Source organism: Pseudomonas sp. UBA6753 (genome assembly GCF_002453565.1).
GTDB classification, from domain to species: domain Bacteria; phylum Pseudomonadota; class Gammaproteobacteria; order Pseudomonadales; family Pseudomonadaceae; genus Aquipseudomonas; species Aquipseudomonas putida_Z.
Genome location: NZ_DKHD01000032.1, coordinates 72,770 through 95,822, shown reverse-complemented (window position 1 = coordinate 95,822; position 23,053 = coordinate 72,770). Strand labels below are relative to the sequence as shown.

Genomic DNA, 23,053 nt, shown 5'->3' with positions numbered 1-23,053 from the left:
TTCAGTGAAGCAAAATCAGTGTTGCAGGATCTTGCTGAGGAAGTGCTGGGTACGCTCGTGGCGGGCGCTCGGGTTGCCGAAGAAGTCTTCCTTCTGGCAATCCTCGATGATGTTGCCCTTGTCCATGAAGATCACGCGGTTGGCCACCTTGCGGGCGAAGCCCATTTCGTGGGTCACGCACATCATGGTCATGCCTTCGTGGGCCAGTTCGACCATCACGTCCAGTACTTCGTTGACCATTTCCGGGTCCAGCGCCGAGGTCGGTTCGTCGAACAGCATGACGATAGGGTCCATCGACAGCGCACGGGCGATGGCCACGCGCTGCTGCTGGCCGCCGGACAGTTGGCCGGGGTGCTTCTTGGCATGGGCACCGAGGCCGACACGGTCGAGCAGGGCCAGGCCCTTCTTGGTCGCTTCCGCTTCGCTGCGGCCAAGCACCTTGCGCTGGGCAATGGTCAGGTTCTCGGTGATGGACAGGTGCGGGAACAGCTCGAAGTGCTGGAACACCATGCCAACGCGCGAACGCAGCTTGGGCAGGTTGGTCTTGGGGTCGGCGATCGAGGTGCCGTCGACCACGATGTCACCTTTCTGGAACGGCTCCAGGGCGTTGACGCACTTGATCAGGGTGGACTTGCCTGAGCCTGACGGGCCGCATACCACCACCACTTCACCCTTCTTGACCTCGGTGCTGCAGTCGGTCAGTACCTGGAAGTCCCCGTACCACTTGTTGACGTTCTTGATGGAAATCATACGGTGATCCTTTTTTGCAGGCGCTTGACCAGCCACGAAGCGGAGAAGCTGATGAGGAAGTACACGACACCGGCGAAGATCAGGAACTCATGGGAGCGCCCGATGATGTCGCCGTTGGAGCGTGCCGAGTTGAGGAAGTCCACCAGGCCCACGGTGTATACCAGCGAGGTGTCCTGGAACAGGATGATGCTCTGCTGCAGCAGCAGCGGGGTCATCTTGCGGAAGGCCTGGGGCAGGATGATCAGGCGCATGGTCTGGCCGTAGGTCATGCCCAGTGCCTGGGCGGCGCCCATCTGGCCCTTGGAGATCGACTGCACGCCGGCGCGGACGATTTCGCAGAAGTACGCGGCCTCGAACATCATGAATGCCACCACGCAGGAGGTGAAGGCACCTACCGGGGTGTCCTCGCCGGTAATCCAGCGCAGCACGAATGGTACCGCCAGGTAGAACCAGGTGATTACCAGCAGCAGCGGGATCGAGCGGAAGTAGTTGACGTAGGCGCCGGCCACGTTCGACAGCAGCTTGCTCGACGACAGGCGCATCAGGGCCAGGATGGTCCCCAGCACAATGCCGCCGACCACGCCCATGACCATCAGCTGCAGGGTCATGACCATGCCTTCCCACAGGGCAGGCAGGGCCGGGATGATTTCGCTGAAATCCATGTCCATTTATTTGCCCCCTACGGAAATCAGGCCGGGCACCGAGACTTTCTTCTCGACCATGCGCATCAGCAGCATCAGGCCCATGTTCAGGGTGAAGTAGATCAGCGTGGCCAGGGTGAAGGCCTCGAACAGGTTGGCCGAGAATTCGGCGGTCTGCTTGGTTTGAGCCAGCAGTTCCATCAGGCCGATCAGCGACGCCACCGACGAGTTCTTGAACACGTTCAGAAATTCCGAGGTGAGCGGCGGAATGATGATCCGGTAGGCTTGTGGCAGCAGCACGTTGGTGTAGATCTGCGACAGGCTGAAGCCCATGGCGCGGGCGGCGGCTTCCTGGCCGCGGGGCAGCGCCTGGATGCCGGTACGCACCTGTTCGCACACGCGGGCGGCGGTGAACAGGCCCAGGCAGATGACCACGCTGATCAGCGCCGAAGTGGTCGGGTTGAGGTCCTGCTTGAACCATTCCTGCAGGCCCTCTGGCAGCAGGTCCGGCACCAGGAAGTACCAGATGAACAGCTGCACCAGCAGCGGTACGTTGCGGAACAGCTCCACGTAGGCGGTGGCGATACCTGCTACCACACGGTTCGGCACGGTACGCATGACACCGAGGACCGAGCCCAGCAGCAAGGCGATGATCCAGGCGGAGATGGCGATGGCGATGGTCCAGCCTAGGCCGGTGACGTACCAGTCCAGATAGGTTTCGCTGCCCACGCCGGTGGACTTGAAGAACACGCCCCAGTCCCAGTTGTAATTCATCGGGATTTCCCCTCAGACGATTGTTTCACGGGCACCTTCGAGCATCCGAGAGCGCTTGGCGCCCTCGGATGAAAGGTTAGACACTAATGAGTGGCCTGCAGTATTGATTGGTGCTGTTGAGCACCAGGCCACTATCTGAGAGTCAGGACTTCTTCTCGTCCGCAGCCTTGTCGGTCGGCTCGGCGATCAGTTTCTTCAGCTCGTCGCTCATCGGGAACTGCAGGTTCAGGCCCTTTGGCGGGATTGGCTGCTGGAACCACTTGTCGTAGCTCTTGTTGACTTCACCCGACTTGAAGTAGCCGACGATGGCGTCGTCGACCGCTTTCTTGAAGGCCGCGTCATCCTTGCGCACCATGCAGCCGTAGATTTCGTACGACTGCGGGGTACCGGTGATGACCCAGTCCGACGGCTTGCGAGCCTTGGCCATTTCGCCGGCGAGCAGGGCGTCGTCCATCATGAAGGCCACGGCGCGGCCGCTTTCGAGCATGTTGAAGGCTTCACCGTGGTCCTTGGCGGAAATCACGTTCATCTTCATCTGCTTGTCGGCGTTCATCGCCTTGAGGATGCGCTCGGAGGTGGTACCGGCGGTGGTCACCACGTTCTTGCCGGCCAGGTCCGGGAAGTCCTTGTATGCCGGCTGACCGTCCTTGACCTTGGTCAGCAGGCGGGTACCGACTTCGAAGATGCCGACCGAGAAGCCGACCTGCTGCTGGCGCTCGACGTTGTTGGTGGTGGAGCCGCACTCGAGGTCCACGGTGCCGTTCTGCACCAGCGGGATGCGGGTCTGGGAGGTGACGAGGTTGTAGCGGACCTTGATGTCCGTGCCCAGCTGCTTCTTCAGGGCGTCGACGACAGCCAGCTGGATGTCATGCGAGTAGCCCACGGGCTCGGGCTTGCCGGCCAGGTAGGAAAACGGGATGGAGGAGTCGCGGTGGCCCAGGGTGATGGTGCCCGAATCCTTGATCTTCTTCAGGGTGCCGGTCAGTTCTTCGGCCATGGCCGGCGAAGCGATCACAGCGGCCGCGATGGCGGCGCCCAGCAATTGACGAACGATGCGCATCAAATTTTCCTCGACGTGTTTGTTTTTTTTATGGAGCCGTTGGCGGACTCTTCGTTCAACGAATACAGAAATAAACGATTGCATTCGGCTACCAAGTGTAGAGCATGAGTCGTGCCAAGCCCTGTGTTCGATGATAACGCCGCGAATTTGCTGGGAATCAATCTTTTTTGACCATTGTATGACGGTGAGTTGCGTGCGCATTTCCGAACGAATTGTTTTCGGCCATTCGGGAATCCGAACGCATATCTCGTCACACGCTGCCGCTACCAACCCGGTCAGGCGCCGGTCCAGGCAACCTGACCGGGGCAGCGTTCGAGGATCAGCGCTGAAGCGGGCGGTCCACGTCAGCCGACCTGGAACGTGCCCACGCTTCGGCCGTCAAACGGCGCATCAAGGTTGATTCTTCTGCCGCCAGTTCGTGCATCAGTGAGCTGGCGCGTTCTTCGTAGTCGCCTTCCTGGCCCGCCGTGGCCTGCGCTTCGAGCGCTTCCATCCGATCGTGGTAAGGCCCGGTCATCGCCTCGAAACGCTCCGCATAGGTTTCACGCAGGTAGGTCTGCCAATAGGGGCGGACGGCGAGCGCATCCAGCATGGGTAACGTCTCGTAGGTGCCCAGCACTTCCAGTTGCGCATCGTTCAGGTCTGCGGACGTCACATGCGCGTACGAAGCGAAATGCATTTCATCGGGCGGTACTGGCAGGTCGAGGGCGTCTGCAAGGCGCAAGCGATAGAACAGGCGGACTTCGATTTCATCCGGCCTGCGCCCTGCCTGGCGCAAGCGCTGGACATGGCGATTGGCAATGGCATCCAACAGGTCGAGACGATGCAACTGCTCCCCCAGGTGCAGCAAGCTTGTTTCTCTCATCGCAGCAGGTACGCCTTCGACGCCCTGATAAGCCATGACGCCGACTTCCATCTGGTTGAGCATCAGCAGCAGGCGGTCATCGCAGCTGCGTGGTCCATCGGCCTCGCGAAACAGCTGTTCACGCAGTGCTTCGTTGTTTTCGCAAGCTTCCAGGATATGCCAGGCGCGCCGACGATAATGGCGAGGATTGTCCTGGAAGTCCTCGCTTTGGGCGAAGTCGGCCAGGAACCGGAACATGCTTGCCGAACCAGGCTCTTCGATCAGGCGGTCCCAGGCTGCCTCGCGTTGAGCGCGCAGCAGCTCGTTTCTGGAGGCTACCCAATTGGCGCGGGTGTCCTCGTCGACCACCCCGTGGGTGTAGCTGGCGCTGCCCCTGCCACCGGCATCGGTGACGCCGCGCGCTTCGTCGAGATATTCGATACTGCTTTCGCTCAAGGGGTTGTCGTGCAGGTTGAGGCGCTGCAGGCGCAGGCGCAGCCCGCGCATTTCCCGCTGTAGCTCGCTGATCCTGTTGTCGCGCAGATCGACATGGGCGCGCATCGTTATCAGCTGGTGAATCTGGCTGATGTCTGCCTGGCCCGTGGCGCGCAACTGCAGGTCACGCACATGCGGCAACGCCGACAGGTCAGGCAACCCATTGAGCGGGTTGTAGCTCAGTATCAGCGTATCGAGGCGCTGCAGTTGGGCCAGGCGGTTGCTTGCCGTCTGGTCCAGCGTGATCCGGTTGTTGCCAAGGTTCACGCGTCGCAGCTGGGTAAGGCTTTCGATACCCTCGGGCACCTGGGTCAGCCGGTTGCCGCTGAGATCCAGATCGACGATGTTGGGAAAACGCCTGAGGAATTGGGCATCGATGTGTTCCAGATGCATGTCGCGCAATGTCAGCCGGCGCACATGCCCGTATTCGATGCCTGCTGGCAACGCTGGCAGGGTCGGTACGGACTCGCCGTCTATGAACAACTCGTACTGGTCGTTGCCATCCACCAGCTTGCGCCGCCAGCTGCGGCGAAGGGCATCGACGATACGGCGGCGACGGATGGCGTCGACCGGCGACTGCCAGTCGGCCTGCCAGGCCCGTAGCGTCTCGCGTAGTTCGCCAAGCTGGCGTTGCAGCATCTGATAATGGCTCCACAGGTTTTCGCCTCGCTGACGCACGGCGTTCAGGTAGGCGTGCAGTTGCAGTTCGCTCAGTGTCGGGAAGATCTGATGGATGCCTTGGCGAATGGCCTGCCGGCTGCTTTCGCCGCCACCGCTGAGTGGGTATCCAAGCCTTCCATCGGCAAAGCGCCTGGGCGGCCGCAGATTGGCACCGATACGGGGTAGCCCGAGGATTTCCGCCGTGCGTTGCCGATCCTGCACCGCGGCCACAAGGAGTTGCTGACGGAGCTGCCTGGCCTGCAAGTTGCGGTTTCCAAGCTTGGTTTTCTGCTGCTCGTCAAAGGTGCGCAGTACCGTTTCGAGCAAGGTACCGCTGGCCAGGTGATTCGCGTCATTGGCCAGCCTGTAGCCGTCTGGTTGTCGCACGATGATCGACACCTGGCTGTTCTGCGTATCTGGGCTTGCATACAACAGGCGACCTTTCTGGTGACCTTCACGCAGTTCCACACGCAATGCGGCCGGCCAGGGTGCTTGGCGCTCGATCAGCCCCATCACCAGTTTTTCGCTGTCGGCTGTACCCAGCGCCGCCAGGCGCATGCCAAGGCAAGCCCGGTCGATACGGCTGTCCCGCTCATACCAGCGGGCACGTTCCGCCATGCCCAACGGCACACGCCCGCTTGCCTGGAGTTTTTTCAGCTGTGAGGAGCTGCTGTGCTCGATGATTTCCTGGGCACCCCTCGGTGAGAGGTACCTGAAGGCATTCATCAATGTTTTCTGCTCATCGGAAACAGCCTGGCGCCGGGCGAGCAATTGCTCCTCGAAGGCCGCGCCGCGTAACCCTGGGTGGTCGGTATGCAGTGCAATACGTTCGTGGATGTCGAGCAGCCGCGCTGGCGGCGGGGCGTGTTCCAGGCACAGCTGGCGTAACTGCTCCGTGGAAAAACCGGTGACATCCTGCAGCATGCTGGCGCTCGACTCCTGAAGTTCACCCAGGTGGTTGCCTTGCAACCCCTGCAGCAGTACCGACGCGTTTTCCTCGGCTGGGAAGTAGTGAGGAGAGCGAGCCAGTTTGATTTTGCCTTCAGGAAGCGGCCTTGGCGCCAACCCATCGACAAAAGGTACCCGCCGTATTGCCTTTATCGCGCCTGCGCTGGCACCGGCGAACACCAGGCCCTGGGCCACGGTGAACAGGTGATCCAGAGCCCCTTGGCGATCACCCAGTTGCCAGTCCTGATAGCCTTCGTAGACCTCGTCCAACAGTTGCGCAGCGCTAAGCACCAGCATCAGGTCGCCTACGACGGGCACGACGAATGCAACCAGCCCCAGCAGGTCCAGCCCTGCGCCGAGCATGGCCTGCAAGCGCCTGTGCCTGCTTAGACGGTCTTCCTGATCGGTCGCTACGGCCAGGTAGGCGGCATCGTCGAAGATCCTGGTAACCAGCAAGGCCTGCACGTGGGCGAACACATCACCACTCACGGCGAGGTTGCGCCCGTCAAGTTCCGGGGCGTGCTCCTTCTGCGATGCAGCCAAAGCCCGTGAGAGCGCCTGGTCGAACTCGCTCCTGTCCTGCGCCTTGATGAAGCGCCGCAGAAAGGTCTGGAACGACCGATGTTCGAGGCGCCTGGCAAGGTCGTCGTAGAGCTCGCGCCACGAGTCGTAGAAACGCACGCTTCGGTCAGGGTCATCGGGGATCCAGACGATGATCTCATCGATGGCGGAATCCGGCAGCGGCCGCCATTCGAGCGCGATGATGCCGACCATGCACTTGCCCAGCAGATACAGTTGGCGCGGGATCAGGCTGCCTTTGCCATGCACCGGCTGGGCAGGGGTCGCAAGCACTGATAGCAACCGCAGCAGATCCTGCTCATCCAGCTGGCCCTTGAGCCTGCCTTCATGAAGCGCGGCTCGCATGCGCGAACGAATACCACGCTGAAACTGCTGTTCCACCTTGATTCGCGCCTGATCCGCTGGTTGGCCTCGGCCTGCTTTGGGTTTGAGGATGCGGTTCAGAAGGGCTTGGTATCGTCCGCCGATGTCCAGCGTGCGGCACAGGCTGGCAAAGCGCTCGAACGTCATCGCCAGGCGCCTGCCCTTTTCGTCCACCAGATGCGCCTTGCGCTGCCACCAAGGCTGGGTTTCGTGTGCTTCGAAGTTGTGTAGCGCGGCGGCTAGCAGGCTCTGTCGTGTGGTGTGAGTGATGCTGGGTTGGTAAAGCTTTTCTGCAGCAGAGGGCAACTGAAACGCTTCGCTGATGACCACGTATGTAGACCGAGGGTCGATCTCGCCAAGCCCTTCTGCAAGCAAGGCGCCTTCGAGCAGAGGGACGGCGAACTGTTCAATACCCGGTATCGAGGCAAGCAGATGCTTGAGGCTGTCGGCTGCCTGTTGCTGTTCGCTCAAGGCTTCGCGATAGGCTTCACGGTGCTGTGCGTCCGCGCGGATCAACCAGTCAGGAAGCTGCTGCGCGATCAGATGGTCGATGGAGTCGGACGGGATACTTTCGATGGGCGGCACGTGGTGATCTCCGGGGCTGAAAAAGCCACCAGAGCATCACGTTGGGAACCCGGCTTGGCGGTAGATAGTGCTGCGCTGAGCTGCCTGTGGTGCCGCCAGGGGGCAATGACGGCCAGCCGGGAAACCAAGGTTCGATCCATGAGCATTATCTAGTGCCCATGCCCGGTGCGCAGGTGTTGAGGTGGCCGCCCATTGCCGCTGGAGACACCACATGACATCCGTTGATTTCCCCCCTGACTCGGTCGATACGCTGATTGCCCGCCAGTTGCCCGATTGGCTCACGCATGCCCCAGCCGACCGGCGGAGCACTTTCCTGAAGGCCTTGCGCAAACAGGAACAGACCACCCGCAACCTGGGCGAGGTGCTACACAAGATTCCATCGCTGGAAGCGTTTGCCCGGCAACTGCTTACCGCTGGCCTGCAGCAAGCCGGGGTCAGCAATGAGCAGGCGTGGCGTTGGCAGGTGTTCCAGCAGGAATCGGAGTTCCAGCCATCCGTGCAACCGGGGATACGCAAGGCATACCCTGTCAGTTGGTCTACACGCAATTTGTTGACCGCCGCGCTGCACAACTATCACGTAAACGAGACAAAGGCTGACTCCCTGCGAAAAGCCTATTTCCTGGACGGGAATGGCAGAAGGCTGCCATTGAAGTTCGAGGTGTTCGCGAAGCTGTGCAGGCAATTGGACGTGGGTGGAAGATACCAGGCCAAGCTCGATACCTGCCTGAAGCCGAGTGATCCTCAAGGCGCCGCGCCGGGGCAGGCCGAGCGCGAGGTACACAAACTGTTCGAAGACAATCAGCGCGCGCATTTTCAGGTCGCTGTGTACATGGCTTTGTTCAAGGGCGCGCTGGACGAACGCAGCTATCTGCAACTGTTGCCCGTGTTGGCTGAAACCCCGGTGGTGCCGGCATTGCCCCAGGTGACCATGGCGCGGCAGCTCTACCTGCTGGGGAAATGCATCCGCGGTGTAGTGACCCTCGAAGTGGCACAGGCAGGCGGCGATGGTATCGAGGGGGTCATTGCCTGGATTCCCGGCGATCCGATCACCCCTGTCGCTCGGTTTGCCACCTGGCAAGCGCTATACGCTGCACTGGCCATTCGTTTGCAGAGCCCAGGCTACCGTGCATTCTTCGCTCGGTTTGTCAGTGAGCGGGACCGAGGCCGCTTCTTTACCCTGTTGACCGAGCGCCTGGCGAAGAGGGCGGGTTCGGCTATCGAACTCGACGGTCGCCACCTGGCTGTCAGTGAACCGTTGTACGTACACCTGCGACGCTTGCAGATCGGCAAGATCTACGACGATGCCCGACTGCTCGCCGTGCCCACGGGCGATGAAGACCAGCAGGCGCGCAACGAGCGGTTCAATGCCTATGCATCACTGGGGTTGGACCTGCTCAACCTGGCGGGCCTGTTCGTGCCGGTTCTTGGGGAGGCATTGCTGGCGGTGGCTGCGGTGCAAGTGGCTTCTGAAGTCTATGAGGGCTACCAGGACTGGCGTATCGGGGATCGCGAGGGTGCGCTGGACCACCTTTTTGGTGTGGCGGAAAACGTCGCCACCGGTCTGCTCCTTGCCAAGGGCGGCGCGGCAGTGATCCAAGGCTTGAAGCGAGTCGCCTTCGTCGATGGCCTCGTGCCGTTATCTGATGGCTTGGGCAAGGTAAGGCTGTGTTCGCCAAATCTCGAAGGATATGGCGTGGATGCTGCCGAGGCGAAATTGGCCGACGCTGGGGGCGCTTCCGATTACCGTCTGCTGCGCAGTGAAGAGTCGGCCTTTCAGGTCTGGGACGATCCGCAGGACGGGATACCGCGTATTCGTCACCCGGACCGCGCCGAGGCACTTGCGCCGTGGGTGGAGGACAACGGCGGTGGTTGGCATCATGCGCTCGAGCAGCCACAGCGTTGGCAGGGCGCTGCTCGCCTGATGCGGCGCCTGGCGGCGAGCCTGGCAGAAGTGCCTGATGAAACGGCGCACCAGCTGTTGCAGATCACCGGCCTGAAGCTGGAGCAGCTTCGCCGGCTGCGTGTAGAGAATGCTCCGGCTCCGAGCCGTTTGCTGGACGCCTTCGAGTTCCATCAATTGCATGAGCAGATGCCATTGTTACGGGGGGCAGCGCTTGATCGCGTCTTCACCGAGCGCCAACCCAAGCCCAGTGCCGAGGCAGCTGCCGTGCTTGTGCGTGACTTCCCCACGTTGTCTGCGCACGCGTTGGACGAGTTGCTTGGCCAGGCTTCTGGTGTGCAACTCGATAACCTGGCCCAAGGTCGGCGAGTACCGCTGGCGCTGGCGGAACGTGCGCGCTGGCTACTGCATGACACTCGTCTCGATCGGGCCTGCGCCGGCGTGCGCCTGCTGCGCGCGGCCAATGCAGACAGCGAGGCCTTGGCGTTGGGGCTTGTATCGGAAACCGCCCCGTGGCCGGAACCGGTTCGCGTGGAGCTGCGTGAGGCGCAGGTAAACGGCCGGCTCTTGATGGCTTTCGGTGCCGAGCAAACTGCTGATGTGCGTTGCATCGTCAGAGGCGAGCAGGGATACCATCTTGCTGACGCTGCCAGCCAGAACCTGGAGCTTTCACAAGCGCTGCTGCGCCTGCTCGAGGACGATCAGAAAGGGCTGCTCGGCGGTATCGAAGGGGAGCAGGGTCTGCGTGATTCCCTGGCTACCCTGGCCGCTGCCGACCGTGAACGGGCCGCGCGGCTGATCGGCTTGGCGCCGGTCGGGCAGGGGCTGCGCCCGGTGCACAGATTTGCCGACGGGCGCATCGGGTACCCTCTCAGTGGCCGTGCCGAAAGCAGCTGGCAGGCAATCAGAAGCGGCATTCACCAGGTATTTCCGACGTTGACCGATGAGCAGATGGACGCTTACCTGGCGGAGCTCATGCAACACTCGACAGGGCTATGGGAACACTTCAGCCAGCTCCAGCAGCAGCTTTCCCGGTTGCGGGAGGCGTTGCATGGCTGGTGCGCCGAGGCTCCAAGTGTACTTGAGTATGCCAGGCGACGCCGGGTGGCCCGGCAGGTACGGCGAAGCTGGCGGCGGAAAATAACCAATCACGCCGGCGAATATGTTCTGACAATCGACGGAGAGCGGCTTGGCTCCCTGCCGGTGTTGCCCGCTGGGCTGGATTTCGGACACGTCAGCAGGCTGGTGCTGCGAAACATGAACTTGAGCGAAGTCGGTGCAGACTTCCTGTCACGTTTCGGCAACCTGATCGAGTTGGATCTCGCTGGCAATCGTCTCGAGCAAGTGCCTGTCGGGCTCGAGCGACTGTCGCGTCTGCTGCGTTTGAACCTTTCCGGCAACCGTATCGTGATGAATGTCGCCAGTGAACGGCGCCTGGCCAGCCTGGGGCGGCTGGCGATGCTGGATCTGAGCCACAACCCGTTGGGGCGCGCGCCTGTGCTGACCGGCTTGCACCAACTTACTGATGTTCGGCTGCGCGACGCAGGCCTGGAGACGACGCCCGCGGACGTGATCCTGCGTGGGCATGTGGACTTGAGGGAAAACCGTATTCGCCAGTTGCGCCAGGAACTGAACGGCTTGGGCGAGCGATTGCAGTCGTTCAGCCTGCATGACAACCCGCTCGATGCCCAGGGCGAGGCCGCGCTTGATCGGGCTGCCGGTGTTGACCGCGCTGGCAGCAGGGGTGGTGGCTCGTTCCGCCATCGTGCTGTTGACCAGGCTGTCCGCGATGCCTGGGTCGGCAAAGACGGCGCATTGAAAGCGCCCAGGGCCGCATTGTGGGAGTCGTTACACCAGGAGCCCGATGCGCAAGGGCTGTTCCAGTTTCTTGCGGACTTTCTCGACAGCGACGATTTTCATGAACATCCCGGTTATTTCCGTAAACGCATCTGGCGCATCCTTCAGGCATGCGAGCAACATGAACAGCTGCGGTTGCGGGTGTTTGCCGAGGCCTCGTCCCCCCGCACCTGCGAAGACCAGATGCTGTTGATTCTGGAGCAACTGGAGTTGAGCTTGCTGGCGGAGCGGGTGAGCAGCCGTGTTCCACCGGCGGAACTGGAAGGAGGGCTGGTTCGTCTGGGGCGGCAACTGGCTCGCCTGGATGCCGTCGACCAGTTCGCCGCTGCGCATATCAGGCAGTTGCGCAGAGTGGATGCGTCGATCGTGGACGATATCGAAACGAGGCTTTTTTTCAGGCTGCGCCTGCGGCAGCCGCTGGACCTGCCCATCCTGCCGGACACGATGCACTTCGAAGATTTCGCCAACGTCACCGAGCAGGATCTGCGCAGCGTTCAGAATAGTGTGCTGGAAATGGAAAACCGAGAGGACCTGATCGTCTCACTCGCCCAGCGCCCGTTCTGGGAAGTGCATGTGCGCCAGCGTTACCCGGATCGTTTCGACACGCTGCGGCAGCGCTTCGACCTGCGCCTGGAACAGATCGAGGCGGACCTGGCCGCGCAGCGCATCGATGAATGGACACACGTACAACGCGGCAGAACGGTCATGAGTGATTATCAGGTTGCCGAACGTGACTTGCTAAGCACGTTGGCCAGGGAAGCTTATGACCGGTTGAACCTGTGACTGCAGCGGTTACGCACCCGGTGCGCACTCACGGACGGCTTGCTCGCCGTTCCGTGGGTGCGGGCAGGCCATGGGTCACGCCGCTTGGGTGCGCGCCTGCTGCTCTTGTTGCAGATAGTCTGCAAGCGCCTGTTGCTCGCTGCTGCTGGTGAACAGGCCCAGCTTGGTGCGGCGCCAGAGAATGTCTTCAGCGCTGCATGCCCATTCGTTGTGTGCAAGGTAGTCCACCTCCCGGGCGAACAACCCACCGCCAATGGCCTGGCCCAGGTCTTCCGGCCCTTGCACGCCATCCAGCAACTGCCATACGCGGCTGCCATAGGTCAGCACCCAGCGCCTGGCGATATCGACCGGCAACCAGCCACAACGCGCCAGCACCGCATCGACCAGGGCCTGCACCGTGGTCATCTGTTCACCACCTGGAAGCGGCGCGCCAGCGGTCCAGCTGCCGCGCATCTGTGGGAAGTGTGGCTTGAGCTCGGCCATGGCCGACTCGGCCAGTTTGCGGTAGGTGGTCAGCTTGCCACCGAATACCGACAGCAACGGCGCTTGCCCTTCACTGGCGGACAGCGCCAGGGTGTAGTCGCGGGTGACCGCGGACGGATTGTCCGATTCGTCGTTGCACAGTGGGCGCACGCCGGAATAGGTGTGCACGATGTCGCTGCGGCTGATCTGGTGGTTGAAATGGGCGTTGACCACCTTGAGCAGATAATCGGTTTCCTGCTCGGTGATCGCGACTTTGGCGGGGTCGCCGCTGTATTCGCGATCGGTGGTGCCGATCAGCGTGAAGCGCTCCAGATACGGGATGCAGAAGACGATGCGCTGGTCCTCGTTCTGCAGGATGTAGGCATGTTCGCCTTCGTACATGCGCGGCACGATGATATGGCTGCCCTGGATCAGGCGGATGCCATAGGGGGCATCGAGCTTGAGGTCATCCTTGATGAAGCTGGCCACCCACGGGCCGGCAGCGTTGACCAGCGCGCGGGCGCTAATGGTCTGCAGGCGGCCGTCAGCGTGCTGCAACTCCACCTGCCACAGGCCATTCACACGCTCCGCACGCAGGCAGCGGGTACGGGTATGGATATGGGCACCTTTTTCCCGTGCGGCCATCGCATTCAGCACTACCAGGCGGGCGTCGTCCACCGCGCAGTCGGCATATTCGAAGCCACGGCTGATTGCAGGCTTTAGCGGGTAACCAGGGCCGAAGCGCAGGCTGCGCGAAGCACCCAGGCGCTTGCGCTTGCCCAGGTGATCGTAGAGGAACAGGCCGGCGCGAATCATCCAGGCCGGGCGCAGGTGCGGGCGGTGCGGCAGCACGAAGCGCATCGGCTTGACGATGTGCGGGGCTTTGGCCAGCAGCACTTCGCGCTCGGCCAGCGCTTCACGTACCAGGCGGAACTCGTAGTGCTCCAGGTAGCGCAGGCCGCCGTGGATCAGTTTGCTGCTGGCCGACGAGGTGTGCTGGGCCAGGTCGTCCTTTTCGCAGAGGAATACCTTGAGGCCACGCCCGGCGGCGTCGGCAGCGATGCCCACGCCATTGATGCCGCCGCCGATCACGGCGAGGTCATAGCAGTCGGCGACTGGGGGCTGGGACGAAACGGGCTGGGACACGGGCAAGGCCTCCTGGGGCTGTTCACATCGAATATGAAAATTGATGTTCGTTTTCGAAAATACTAGCGCAACAGAAAGCCGGTCGCCAGTCAGTCTTTATAGAAAAAACTGATCAGATGACAATGAAATGAACATTTACGAAAATTTTGGATGATCGGTTTGAAAGGTGTGGCGTCTGTGGGATCGAGCGCGGCGCGGACGACGCTCGATCTCATACGCGCGACAAGCCTTGCGGCATGCGCCTGCAGCCCTCAAACCACCTCAAGCCGGATCTTGTACTGGTTCAGCAGCTGGGTGAGGGCGGGGGTTGGCGCCTGGTCGGTCACCAGGCAGTCGACCAGGCTGATCGAGCCCATGCGCACCATGGCGTTGCGCCCGAACTTGCTGGAGTCGGCGGCAAGGATCACTTGACGGGCATTGGCGATGATCGCCTGTGACACCCGCACCTCCTGGTAGTCGAAATCGAGCAGGCTGCCATCTTCGTCGATGCCGCTGATGCCCACCAGGGCGAAGTCGACCTTGAACTGGTTGATGAAGTCGACACTGGCCTGGCCGACAACACCGCCATCACGGCGCACCGTGCCACCTGCCACCAGCACTTCGAAATCGTCCTTGGCGGCAAGGATCGCGGCCACGTGCAGGTTGTTGGTGATGACTTTCAGGTGGTTGTGGTTGAGCAGCGCCCGGGCGATGGATTCGGTGGTGGTGCCGATATTGATGAACAGTGAGGCATGGTCGGGAATCTGCCGGGCCACCGCTTCGGCGATGCGTTGCTTTTCGTCACGCATCTGGTCGGCGCGCATGGCGTAGGCGGTGTTCTCGATGCTCGAATCGTAGGCCGCGCCCCCGTGGTAGCGGCGTAGCAGATTGAGCTCGGCCAGCTGGTTGATATCACGGCGGATGGTTTGCGGTGTGACGACGAACAGCTGCGCCATTTCTTCGATACTGACGTAACCGCGTTCGCGCACCAGTTCGAGGATTTGTTGTTGGCGAGGGGGCAGATTCATGGGCGGTCCTTTGGGGCTGCCGGACAAATGCTGCAATGATGCCGTAGGACGCGGACTACGACCAGTAGACTATCGGGCCGGCTGTTTCACGCGGTCCCCTGCTGCGGCACCCCGTCGTCCCCCAATACCGGTCAGTTAAGCAAATTGGGGCCGCTTTGCGGCCCTTCGCGGGCTTGCCCGCTCCCACAGGTTTAGCGCGAGGCTCAGAAAATGCTCGATTCCTGTGGGAGCGGGCAAGCCCGCGAAGGGCTGCAAAGCAGCCCCAATCAAGCCGGCAAACTAAACCCACAGGATTTGGACAAGCTATCGCGCCGGGGATCAGGCCTCGTGATCTTCCCAGTCACGGGTACGGTCGACTGCCTTCTTCCAGCCGGCATACAGCTTCTCTTTCTGCGTTTCATCCAGCTGCGGGCTGAACTCGCGCTCGATGATCGCCTTGTCGCGCAGTTCGTCCAGACCGCTCCAGAAACCACAGGCCAGGCCTGCCAGGTAGGCCGCACCCAGCGCCGTGGTTTCGCGCATCTTCGGCCGCTCCACGCAGGTGCCGAGGATGTCGGCCTGGAACTGCATGAGGAAGTTGTTGGCCACCGCACCACCGTCCACGCGCAACTCGGACAGGCGCTGGCCGCAGTCCTGCTGCATGGCGTCGAGCACGTCGCGGGTCTGGTAGGCGATCGATTCCAGAGCGGCGCGGATGATGTGGTCCACCTTCACGCCACGGGTCAGGCCGAACAGTGCGCCACGGGCATACGGGTCCCAGTACGGGGCACCCAGGCCGGTGAAGGCAGGCACCAGATATACGCCGTTGCTGTCCTTGACCTTGCTGGCAAAGTATTCGGTATCCAGTGCGTCGTTGACGATCTTCAGTTCGTCACGCAGCCACTGCACGGTGGATCCACCATTGAACACCGCGCCCTCCAGCGCGTAGGCCACTTCGCCACGCGGGCCGCAGGCGATGGTGGTGAGCAGGCCATGGGACGACTTCACCGCCTGGTCGCCGGTGTTCATCAGCAGGAAGCAGCCGGTGCCATAGGTGTTCTTGGCCTGGCCCGGCTCCACGCACATCTGGCCGAACAGCGCCGATTGCTGGTCGCCGGCGATACCGGCAATGGCGATGCCGCTCTTGGTGTGGCCGTAGACCTCGGAGGAAGGGCGTACCTCGGGCAGCATCTGCCGTGGGATGCCGAGGATTTCCAGGAGCTTGTCGTCCCACTGCAGGCTGTGGATGTTGAACATCAGCGTACGGGAGGCGTTGGTGTAATCGGTGACATGCACCTTGCCGCCGGAGAACTTCCAGATCAGCCAGGTATCGATGGTGCCGAACAGCAGCTCGCCGCGCTCGGCGCGTTCACGGGCGCCCTCGACATTGTCGAGGATCCATTTCAGCTTGGTGCCGGAGAAGTACGGGTCGGTGACCAGGCCGGTGGTTTCGCGAATGTAGTCTTCATGGCCGTCGCGCTTGAGCTGGGCGCAGATCTCGGTGCTGCGGCGGCACTGCCAGACGATGGCGTTGTAAACCGGGCGGCCGGTTTCCTTGTCCCATACCACGGTAGTTTCACGCTGGTTGGTGATACCCAGTGCGGCGACCTGGGCGTGGCTGATGCCCGCCTGGGCCAGGGCCTCGACCATGGTCGCGCTCTGCGTGGCGAAGATTTCCATCGGGTCGTGCTCGACCCAGCCCGCCTGCGGGTAGTGCTGGGCGAATTCGCGCTGGGAGGTACCCACCACATTGGCGTCGCGGTCGAAAATGATGGCCCGCGAACTGGTGGTGCCCTGGTCCAGGGCGATGATGTAGTTCTTATCCTGGGTGTCTGTCATGGTCGTAGGCCTTGCGAAAATAGGGGGTCAGGGCTGGGCGTGATGCCGGCGTCAATTGACTTGAGTATCGCCCTGGCGATTGTCATTTGTCTCAGGGTTCACGGCGGCTGCCATTGGCAGGTTGCGGGCGATCAGGCCGCGATAGGTCGCGGCGCCCAGGCAGGCGCCAAGGATCGGTGCGAACACCGGAACCAGGAAATAAGGCATGTCCCGACCGCCAGTGAAGGCGATTTCGCCCCAACCGGCCAGGAAGGTCATGAGTTTTGGTCCGAAATCGCGGGCCGGGTTCATGGCAAAGCCGGTCAACGGGCCCATGGCGCTGCCGATCACGGCGATCAGCAGGCCGATCAGCAGCGGGGCCATGGCGCCGCGCGGCAGGCCGTTGTTGTCGTCGGTCAGGGCCATGATCACGGCCATCAGGATGGCGGTGATGATCACTTCGACCAGGAACGCCTGGCCGGTGGACAGCGATGGGTGCGGATAGGTGGAGAACACCGAGGCCAGTTCCAGGCTGGCTTCGCTACCGCGCAACATGGTGTGGGTTTGTTCGAAATCGAAGAACAGGTTGCTGTACAAGGTGTAGACCAACGCTGCGCCACAAAATGCGCCGCATACCTGGGCCAGCATGTAGAAGGGCAGCTTGCGCTTGTCGAAACCGGCGAACAGGGTGAGGGCGATGCTCACCGCAGGGTTCAGGTGCGCGCCGGAAACACCGGCGGTGAGGTAGATCGCCATGCTGACGCCCACGCCCCAGATGATACTGATTTCCCAAAGGCCGAAGCTGGCGCCCGCGACCTTGAGCGCGGCGACGCAGCCGGTACCGAAGAAGATGAGCAGGGCAGTGCCGAGGAACTCGGCCAGGCATTGGCTGGACAGCGCGGGTTGGCGTAGAGCAGTCGTCATGTATGACCTCGTTTTTTTTGTTGTGAGGCGCGTGGCGCTCGACAGCAAAGCCCGGAATCTATCCCCGTTGACCCCAGGCAGATGTAGGAAATGCACCTTAAAAGTGCACCATTTATTCAGAAACGAAAAAATATAGACAAGAAACGCTGATGTCAAAGGTCGAAAGTGAACGGCCGGTCACGATCTGGATGCTGGTTTCAGGTGCGGATCCGCGTACTAGAGGCGCGCAGTTGCGGTTCGCTGGCTGAGGTGTGGGAATTGTCCTAAAGTAGCCGCCGAGCTGTCCCCGACCGGAGCCCCTGCATGACCCCCGCCCTAGATCTGTTGAAGAAACACCGTGCTGAGCATCGTGTGCACAGTTACGAACATGACCCCAAATCGGCGTCATACGGCCTGGAGGCGGCGGAAAAGCTCGGTCTCGACCCGCAGCAGGTGTTCAAGACCTTGCTGGCGAGCAGTGAGAAGGGTGAATTGCTGGTGGCGGTGGTGCCTGTGGTGGGTACGCTCGACCTCAAGGCCCTGGCCCATGCTGCCGGGGTGAAAAAGTGCGAGATGGCCGACCCGGCGGTTGCGCAGCGGGCCACGGGGTACCTGGTGGGCGGGATCAGCCCGCTGGGGCAGAAGAAGCGCCTGCGCACCTTCATCGATGACTCGGCGCAGAACTTTGCAACCATCCATGTCAGCGCCGGGCGGCGTGGGCTGGAGGTGGAGTTGGCGGCCGTGGTGCTGGCGGAACACACCCAGGGCAAGTTTGCCGGGATCGGTAGAGGCTGAGAATCTTGGGGGCTGCTTTGCAGCCCATCGCCGGCAAGCCAGCTCCCACAGGTACAGCGTTGCCTACAGGGCATGTGGTGATTCTGTGGGAGCTGGCTTGCCGGCGAAAGGGCCGCAAAGCGGCCCCAAAATTTCGAATCAGGTCGCCGAACTGTACCGGCGCACCCCGTTCTCCTGCCGCGGCAACTGCGCCGCCACGCTGCCCGGCACCGGGAACAGCACCAGGTGATCGGCCTTGACCGCAATCCCCACATCCTCACCGACCTGATGGTCGTTATGGCTAGGGAAGATCGCCTCCAGCTGGCTGCCGGTCGGCAACTGCAGGCGGTACAGGGTCGATGCCCCAAGGAAGCTCTTGCCGACGATGTTCGCCTGCAGGGCGCTGCCCGGTGCGTGGACGATATCGTCAGGGCGCAGCAGCACATCCACAGAGCTGCCCGGCGCCATGATGTAGGCACGGTTGCCGCGCAGTTCACCCAGCTCGGTATTGACCGCTTCGTGGCTGATCATCTGCCCACGGATGAAATATCCCTGGCCAATGAAGCTGGCCACGAACGGCGTCTGCGGCTCGTGGTAAAGGTTGTAGGGCGTGTCCCACTGCTCCAGGCGGCCTTCCTTGAACACGCCAACCTGGTCGCTGACGGCAAAGGCCTCTTCCTGGTCATGGGTCACCAGGATGGCGCTGGTGCCGCGGCTCTTGAGAATGTCGCGAACCTCATGGCTCAGGCGCCGGCGCAGCTCCACGTCAAGGTTGGAGAATGGCTCGTCGAGCAGCAGCAGTTGCGGCTCCGGTGCCAGCGCACGGGCCAGGGCGACCCGTTGCTGTTGGCCGCCGGACAGTTCATGCGGGTAGCGCCCGCCCAGGCCGCCCAGCTTGACCAGCTCGAGCATCTCTTCGATGACCTCGGCCTGGCGCGGGTGCTTGGCGATGCCGAAGGCAATGTTCTGTGCCACGGTCAGGTGCGGGAACAGCGCGTAATCCTGGAACACCATGCCGATGCGGCGTTTTTCCGGGGCCAGGGTGAAGCCAGCCCGGGAAATGACCTCGCCAGCCAGCTGGATCTCGCCGTCGTGCACGGGTTCGAAACCGGCGATGGCGCGCAGGGTGGTGGTCTTGCCGCAACCGGATGAACCCAGCAGGCAACCGATGTCGCCTGCGTTCAGGTGCAGATTGAGGTTCTGGACGATGCGCTGGTCGCCATAGCCGCAGGCGAGGTTGCGCAGGTTGAGCAGTAGGGGTTGACTCATGCGTGGTGGTAAGCCGGTTCTACAAGGAATTCGAGAAGGGCCTTCTGTGCATGCAGGCGGTTTTCAGCCTGGTCCCAGGCGACCGAACGTGGGTCGTCGAGCAGGTCATGGCTGATTTCCTCACCACGGTGGGCTGGCAGGCAGTGCATGAACAGGGCGTCGGGTGCCGCCAGGTCGAGCAGTTCGCGGGTGACCTGGTAAGGCGCGAAATGCGCCAGGCGCCGTGCAGTTTCCTCCTCCTGGCCCATGGAAGTCCAGACATCCGTGGTCACCAGATGGGCGCCGCGCACGGCTTCCTTCGGGTCACGCACGATCTGCACGTGGTCGCCACCAATGGCCATGAAGCGTGGGTCCGGCTCGTAGCCTTCCGGGCAGGCGATGCGCAGCTGGAAGTCGAACTGCCTGGCTGCCTCGATGTACGAGTTGCACATGTTGAAGCCATCGCCGATCCAGGCCACGGTCTTGCCCTGGATCGAGCCGCGATGTTCGAGGAAGGTCTGCATGTCGGCCAGCAGCTGGCACGGGTGCGACTCGTCGGACAGCGCGTTGATCACCGGCACACGCGAGTTGGCGGCGAATTCGGTCAGGGTGCTGTGGGCGTGGGTACGGATCATCACCACGTCGAGCATGCTCGACAGCACGATGGCACTGTCGCCGATCGGCTCGCCCCGGCCCAGCTGGGTGTCGCGCGGGGACAGGAAGATGGCCTGGCCGCCGAGCTGGATCATGCCGGCCTCGAACGACACGCGGGTACGGGTCGAGGACTTCTCGAAGATCATGCCCAGCACGCGGTTCTTCAGCGGCTCGAACAGCACGCCTCGCTTGCGCAGGTCCTTCAGCTCGATGCCGCGGCGGATCACCCCGAGCAATTCGTCGGTGGTGAAGTCCAGCAGGGAGAGAAAGTGCCTAGCGCTCATGATTGACTACCTTATCTGCAACGGTATGCAGGTCGACCGTATGGTTTTTTTTGACAACGGGAGTGACCTGCGGCGTAAGCCGCACGGGGGCGGACGAAATAGGGAAAGGCGCAATACTATAAGTAAATGTCGCCTGAAGCCAAGAGGGGAAACAGCTGCCCAGTACCAAAGGGTGTTGCAAAGGGTGTCTTTACCCGACGGGCAGTGCTGTTTTTTATTTGCTACAGAGGGTTGTACACGGCTTGCCGGCAATTTGGCAAATGGCTGTCGCAAATCGTGTGCCTGATGTCGGTGGATTCACGCCGCGAAGCGCGCTGGCCGGCGGCGGGGGCTGGGCGCATAGTCGATGTTCGACAACCCTCTACACATCCTCCATAACAACAAGGCAGAGGCGGCCATGACCAAGACCCTGCATCACCGTGCCTGTCACCTGTGCGAAGCGATCTGTGGGCTGAACATCGAAGTCAGCCATGACGACGACGGGCGGGCGCTGATCAGTTCGATCAAGGGCGACCCCCAGGACCCATTCAGCCGCGGCCATGTCTGCCCAAAGGCCGTGGCCCTGCAGGACATCCAGAATGACCCCGACCGCCTGCGCCAACCGCACAAGCGGGTGGGCGAGCACTGGCAGGCCATCGGCTGGGACGAGGCCTTTGCCCTGGCCGCCGACAGGCTGTGGGCGATCCAGCAGGCCCATGGGCGCAATGCCGTGGCGGTGTACCAAGGCAACCCGAGCGTGCACAACTACGGCCTGATGACCCACAGCAACTACTTCCTGGGCCTGCTGAAAACCCGCAACCGCTTCTCTGCCACCTCGGTGGACCAGTTGCCGCAGCACCTGGTCAGCCACCTGATGTACGGCCATGGCCTGCTGCTGCCGATCCCGGACATCGACCAGACCGGTTTCATGCTGATCCTCGGCGGCAACCCGCTGGCCTCCAACGGCAGCATCATGACCGTGCCGGACGTGGAAAAGCGCCTGAAAGCGCTGCAGGCCCGGGGTGGGCGCCTGGTGGTGGTGGACCCGCGGCGCAGCGAAACGGCGGCGATGGCCGACAGTCACCTGTTCATTCGCCCTGGAGGGGATGCGGCCTTGTTGTGCGGCTTGCTCAACACCCTGTTCGCTGAAGGCCTGGCGCGCGGCTCGCACTTGCCGGTCGCGGGTCTGCAGCAGGTGCGCGAAGCGATCGCGCCGTTCAGCGCGGAGGCCATGAGTGCGCACTGTGGCATTGCCGCTACAGACATCCGCCAGCTGGCACGGGACTTCGCCGCGGCCGACAAGGCGGTGTGCTACGGCCGCATGGGGATATCGACCCAGACCTACGGCACCCTTTGCCACTGGTTGGTGCAACTGATCAACCTGGTGACCGGCAACCTTGACCGTGAAGGCGGCGCGTTGTGCACCGAGCCTGCCGTCGACCTGGTGGCGACCACCTCGGGTGGCCATTTCAACGCTTGGCAGAGCCGGGTGTCGGGCTTGCCCGAGTACGGCGGCGAACTGCCCGTGGCGGCCTTGGCCGAGGAAATGCTGACACCCGGCGAAGGGCAGGTGCGCGCGCTGGTGACGGTGGCTGGCAACCCCGTGCTGTCCACGCCCAACGGCCGCCAGCTGGATGTGGCGCTGGAGGGGCTGGAGTTCATGCTCAGCATCGACCTGTACATCAACGAAACCACCCGGCATGCCGACCTGATCCTGCCCTCCACCTCGGCGCTGGAAAACGACCATTACGACTCCACGTTCAACTTGCTGGCCGTGCGCAACGTGACCCGTTTCAATCGGGCGATCCTGGCCAAGCCCGAAGGGGCATTGCATGACTGGGAGATTTTCGTCGGGCTGGCACAAGCGTTCGCCAAGCGCGCCGAGCTGGAGTTGAAGCCGACCTGGGCGCCAGCGCAGATGATCGACCTGGCCCTGCGCAAGGGGCGCTATGGTGAAGCGACGCCCTGGCAGTTGTCGCTGGCAGCGCTGGACGAGCACCCGCATGGCCTCGACCTGGGGCCATTGCGCGCCAACCTCGCAGCGCGCCTGACGACTGCCAGCAAGGCTGTCGAGGCGGCGCCCCAGGTGCTGCTGGACGACCTGGGGCGGTTGGCACAACAAGCCCCTCCGACGCCGGGCGAACTGCTGCTGATCGGCCGTCGCCATGTACGCAGCAACAATTCGTGGATGCACAATTTTCATCGGCTGGTGAAAGGCAAACCGCGACATCAGTTGTTGATGCACCCGCAGGACCTGCAGCAGCGGCAACTGCAGGACGGCCAGCGGGTTCGTATCCGCTCGCGTACCGGGGACCTTGAAGTCGAGGTGCAGGCCTGCGAGGACATGATGCCGGGCGTGGTGAGCCTGCCCCATGGCTTCGGTCACTCTCGTCGGGGCGTGCACATGCAGACCGCCCAGGCGCAACCTGGCGTGAGCGCCAACGACCTCACCGATGAGCGCCTGCGTGATCAGGTTTCCGGCAATGCCGCCCTCAATGGCGTACCCGTGCAGGTAGAGGCCGCGTAAGGAACGGTAAGGCCGAGCATGCTGCTCGGCTTT

14 protein-coding genes are annotated in these 23,053 nt (G+C 62.3%); 3 read left to right on the top strand and 11 right to left on the bottom strand.

Annotated elements, in window-relative coordinates; translation table 11 throughout:
* Positions 1-15 precede the first annotated feature (15 nt).
* From B2790_RS12135 to B2790_RS12115, 5 genes are all read right to left on the bottom strand, one after another.
* Positions 16-750 (bottom strand): amino acid ABC transporter ATP-binding protein, encoded by a 735-nt coding sequence (locus B2790_RS12135; protein ID WP_003258023.1) that lies wholly within the window; start codon positions 748-750, stop codon positions 16-18.
* Positions 747-1,418, bottom strand: a complete 672-nt coding sequence (locus tag B2790_RS12130) for an amino acid ABC transporter permease (protein ID WP_075046155.1) — start codon at positions 1,416-1,418, stop codon at positions 747-749. Before B2790_RS12130 ends, B2790_RS12135 begins: the two co-directional genes overlap by 4 nt.
* A complete protein-coding gene (locus B2790_RS12125) occupies positions 1,419-2,165 on the bottom strand; it encodes an amino acid ABC transporter permease (protein WP_025340399.1) in 747 nt (248 codons plus the stop codon).
* Between the two features lie 142 nt (positions 2,166-2,307).
* Positions 2,308-3,225 (bottom strand): glutamate/aspartate ABC transporter substrate-binding protein, encoded by a 918-nt coding sequence (locus tag B2790_RS12120; RefSeq protein WP_025340398.1) that lies wholly within the window; start codon positions 3,223-3,225, stop codon positions 2,308-2,310.
* 319 nt (positions 3,226-3,544) lie between these two features.
* Positions 3,545-7,699 (bottom strand): NEL-type E3 ubiquitin ligase domain-containing protein, encoded by a 4,155-nt coding sequence (locus tag B2790_RS12115; protein WP_286918912.1) that lies wholly within the window; start codon positions 7,697-7,699, stop codon positions 3,545-3,547.
* A 211-nt stretch (positions 7,700-7,910) separates the two neighbouring features.
* Between B2790_RS12115 and B2790_RS12110 the strand changes: the two genes are divergently transcribed.
* On the top strand, positions 7,911-12,239 hold the full coding sequence (locus tag B2790_RS12110; protein ID WP_286918911.1) for an NEL-type E3 ubiquitin ligase domain-containing protein: 4,329 nt from the start codon (positions 7,911-7,913) through the stop codon (positions 12,237-12,239).
* A 75-nt stretch (positions 12,240-12,314) separates the two neighbouring features.
* Here B2790_RS12110 and glpD read toward each other — a convergent pair whose 3' ends face one another.
* The 4 genes from glpD to B2790_RS12090 form a co-directional block, all read right to left on the bottom strand.
* Positions 12,315-13,847 (bottom strand): glycerol-3-phosphate dehydrogenase, encoded by a 1,533-nt coding sequence (gene glpD / locus B2790_RS12105; protein WP_286918910.1) that lies wholly within the window; start codon positions 13,845-13,847, stop codon positions 12,315-12,317.
* 251 nt (positions 13,848-14,098) lie between these two features.
* Entirely contained in the window at positions 14,099-14,854 is a 756-nt protein-coding gene (gene glpR, locus B2790_RS12100; protein WP_046614760.1) for a DNA-binding transcriptional repressor GlpR, read from the bottom strand.
* A 318-nt stretch (positions 14,855-15,172) separates the two neighbouring features.
* Positions 15,173-16,672, bottom strand: coding sequence for a glycerol kinase GlpK (glpK, locus tag B2790_RS12095; RefSeq protein WP_015271569.1), 1,500 nt, complete (start codon positions 16,670-16,672; stop codon positions 15,173-15,175).
* Between the two features lie 51 nt (positions 16,673-16,723).
* Positions 16,724-17,575, bottom strand: a complete 852-nt coding sequence (locus B2790_RS12090; protein WP_137164727.1) for an MIP/aquaporin family protein — start codon at positions 17,573-17,575, stop codon at positions 16,724-16,726.
* A 303-nt stretch (positions 17,576-17,878) separates the two neighbouring features.
* Between B2790_RS12090 and ybaK the strand changes: the two genes are divergently transcribed.
* Complete coding sequence (gene ybaK / locus B2790_RS12085) at positions 17,879-18,349, top strand: Cys-tRNA(Pro) deacylase (RefSeq protein WP_075046147.1); 471 nt, start codon at positions 17,879-17,881, stop codon at positions 18,347-18,349.
* A 138-nt stretch (positions 18,350-18,487) separates the two neighbouring features.
* On the opposite strand, the gene B2790_RS12080 is transcribed toward ybaK, so the two are convergent.
* Positions 18,488-19,597, bottom strand: coding sequence for an ABC transporter ATP-binding protein (locus B2790_RS12080; RefSeq protein ID WP_025340392.1), 1,110 nt, complete (start codon positions 19,595-19,597; stop codon positions 18,488-18,490).
* Positions 19,594-20,514, bottom strand: coding sequence for an ornithine carbamoyltransferase (gene argF / locus B2790_RS12075; RefSeq protein ID WP_013973960.1), 921 nt, complete (start codon positions 20,512-20,514; stop codon positions 19,594-19,596). Before argF ends, B2790_RS12080 begins: the two co-directional genes overlap by 4 nt.
* Before the next feature lie 397 nt (positions 20,515-20,911).
* Between argF and B2790_RS12070 the strand changes: the two genes are divergently transcribed.
* The gene (locus B2790_RS12070) at positions 20,912-23,020 is read left to right on the top strand and encodes a molybdopterin-dependent oxidoreductase (RefSeq protein ID WP_286918909.1); all 2,109 of its coding nucleotides are present in this window, start codon (positions 20,912-20,914) and stop codon (positions 23,018-23,020) included.
* Positions 23,021-23,053: the final 33 nt, after the last annotated feature.

Bases quoted from the DNA above. Each gene is read 5' to 3' on its own strand.
- argF (WP_013973960.1), bottom strand. From the start codon at position 20,514: ATGAGCGCTAGGCACTTTCTCTCCCTGCTGGACTTCACCACCGACGAA.
- B2790_RS12130 (WP_075046155.1), bottom strand. From the start codon at position 1,418: ATGGACATGGATTTCAGCGAAATCATCCCGGCCCTGCCTGCCCTGTGG.
- B2790_RS12120 (WP_025340398.1), bottom strand. From the start codon at position 3,225: ATGCGCATCGTTCGTCAATTGCTGGGCGCCGCCATCGCGGCCGCTGTG.
- B2790_RS12135 (WP_003258023.1), bottom strand. From the start codon at position 750: ATGATTTCCATCAAGAACGTCAACAAGTGGTACGGGGACTTCCAGGTA.
- ybaK (WP_075046147.1), top strand. From the start codon at position 17,879: ATGACCCCCGCCCTAGATCTGTTGAAGAAACACCGTGCTGAGCATCGT.
- B2790_RS12070 (WP_286918909.1), top strand. From the start codon at position 20,912: ATGACCAAGACCCTGCATCACCGTGCCTGTCACCTGTGCGAAGCGATC.
- B2790_RS12080 (WP_025340392.1), bottom strand. From the start codon at position 19,597: ATGAGTCAACCCCTACTGCTCAACCTGCGCAACCTCGCCTGCGGCTAT.
- B2790_RS12090 (WP_137164727.1), bottom strand. From the start codon at position 17,575: ATGACGACTGCTCTACGCCAACCCGCGCTGTCCAGCCAATGCCTGGCC.
- glpR (WP_046614760.1), bottom strand. From the start codon at position 14,854: ATGAATCTGCCCCCTCGCCAACAACAAATCCTCGAACTGGTGCGCGAA.
- B2790_RS12125 (WP_025340399.1), bottom strand. From the start codon at position 2,165: ATGAATTACAACTGGGACTGGGGCGTGTTCTTCAAGTCCACCGGCGTG.
- glpK (WP_015271569.1), bottom strand. From the start codon at position 16,672: ATGACAGACACCCAGGATAAGAACTACATCATCGCCCTGGACCAGGGC.
- B2790_RS12110 (WP_286918911.1), top strand. From the start codon at position 7,911: ATGACATCCGTTGATTTCCCCCCTGACTCGGTCGATACGCTGATTGCC.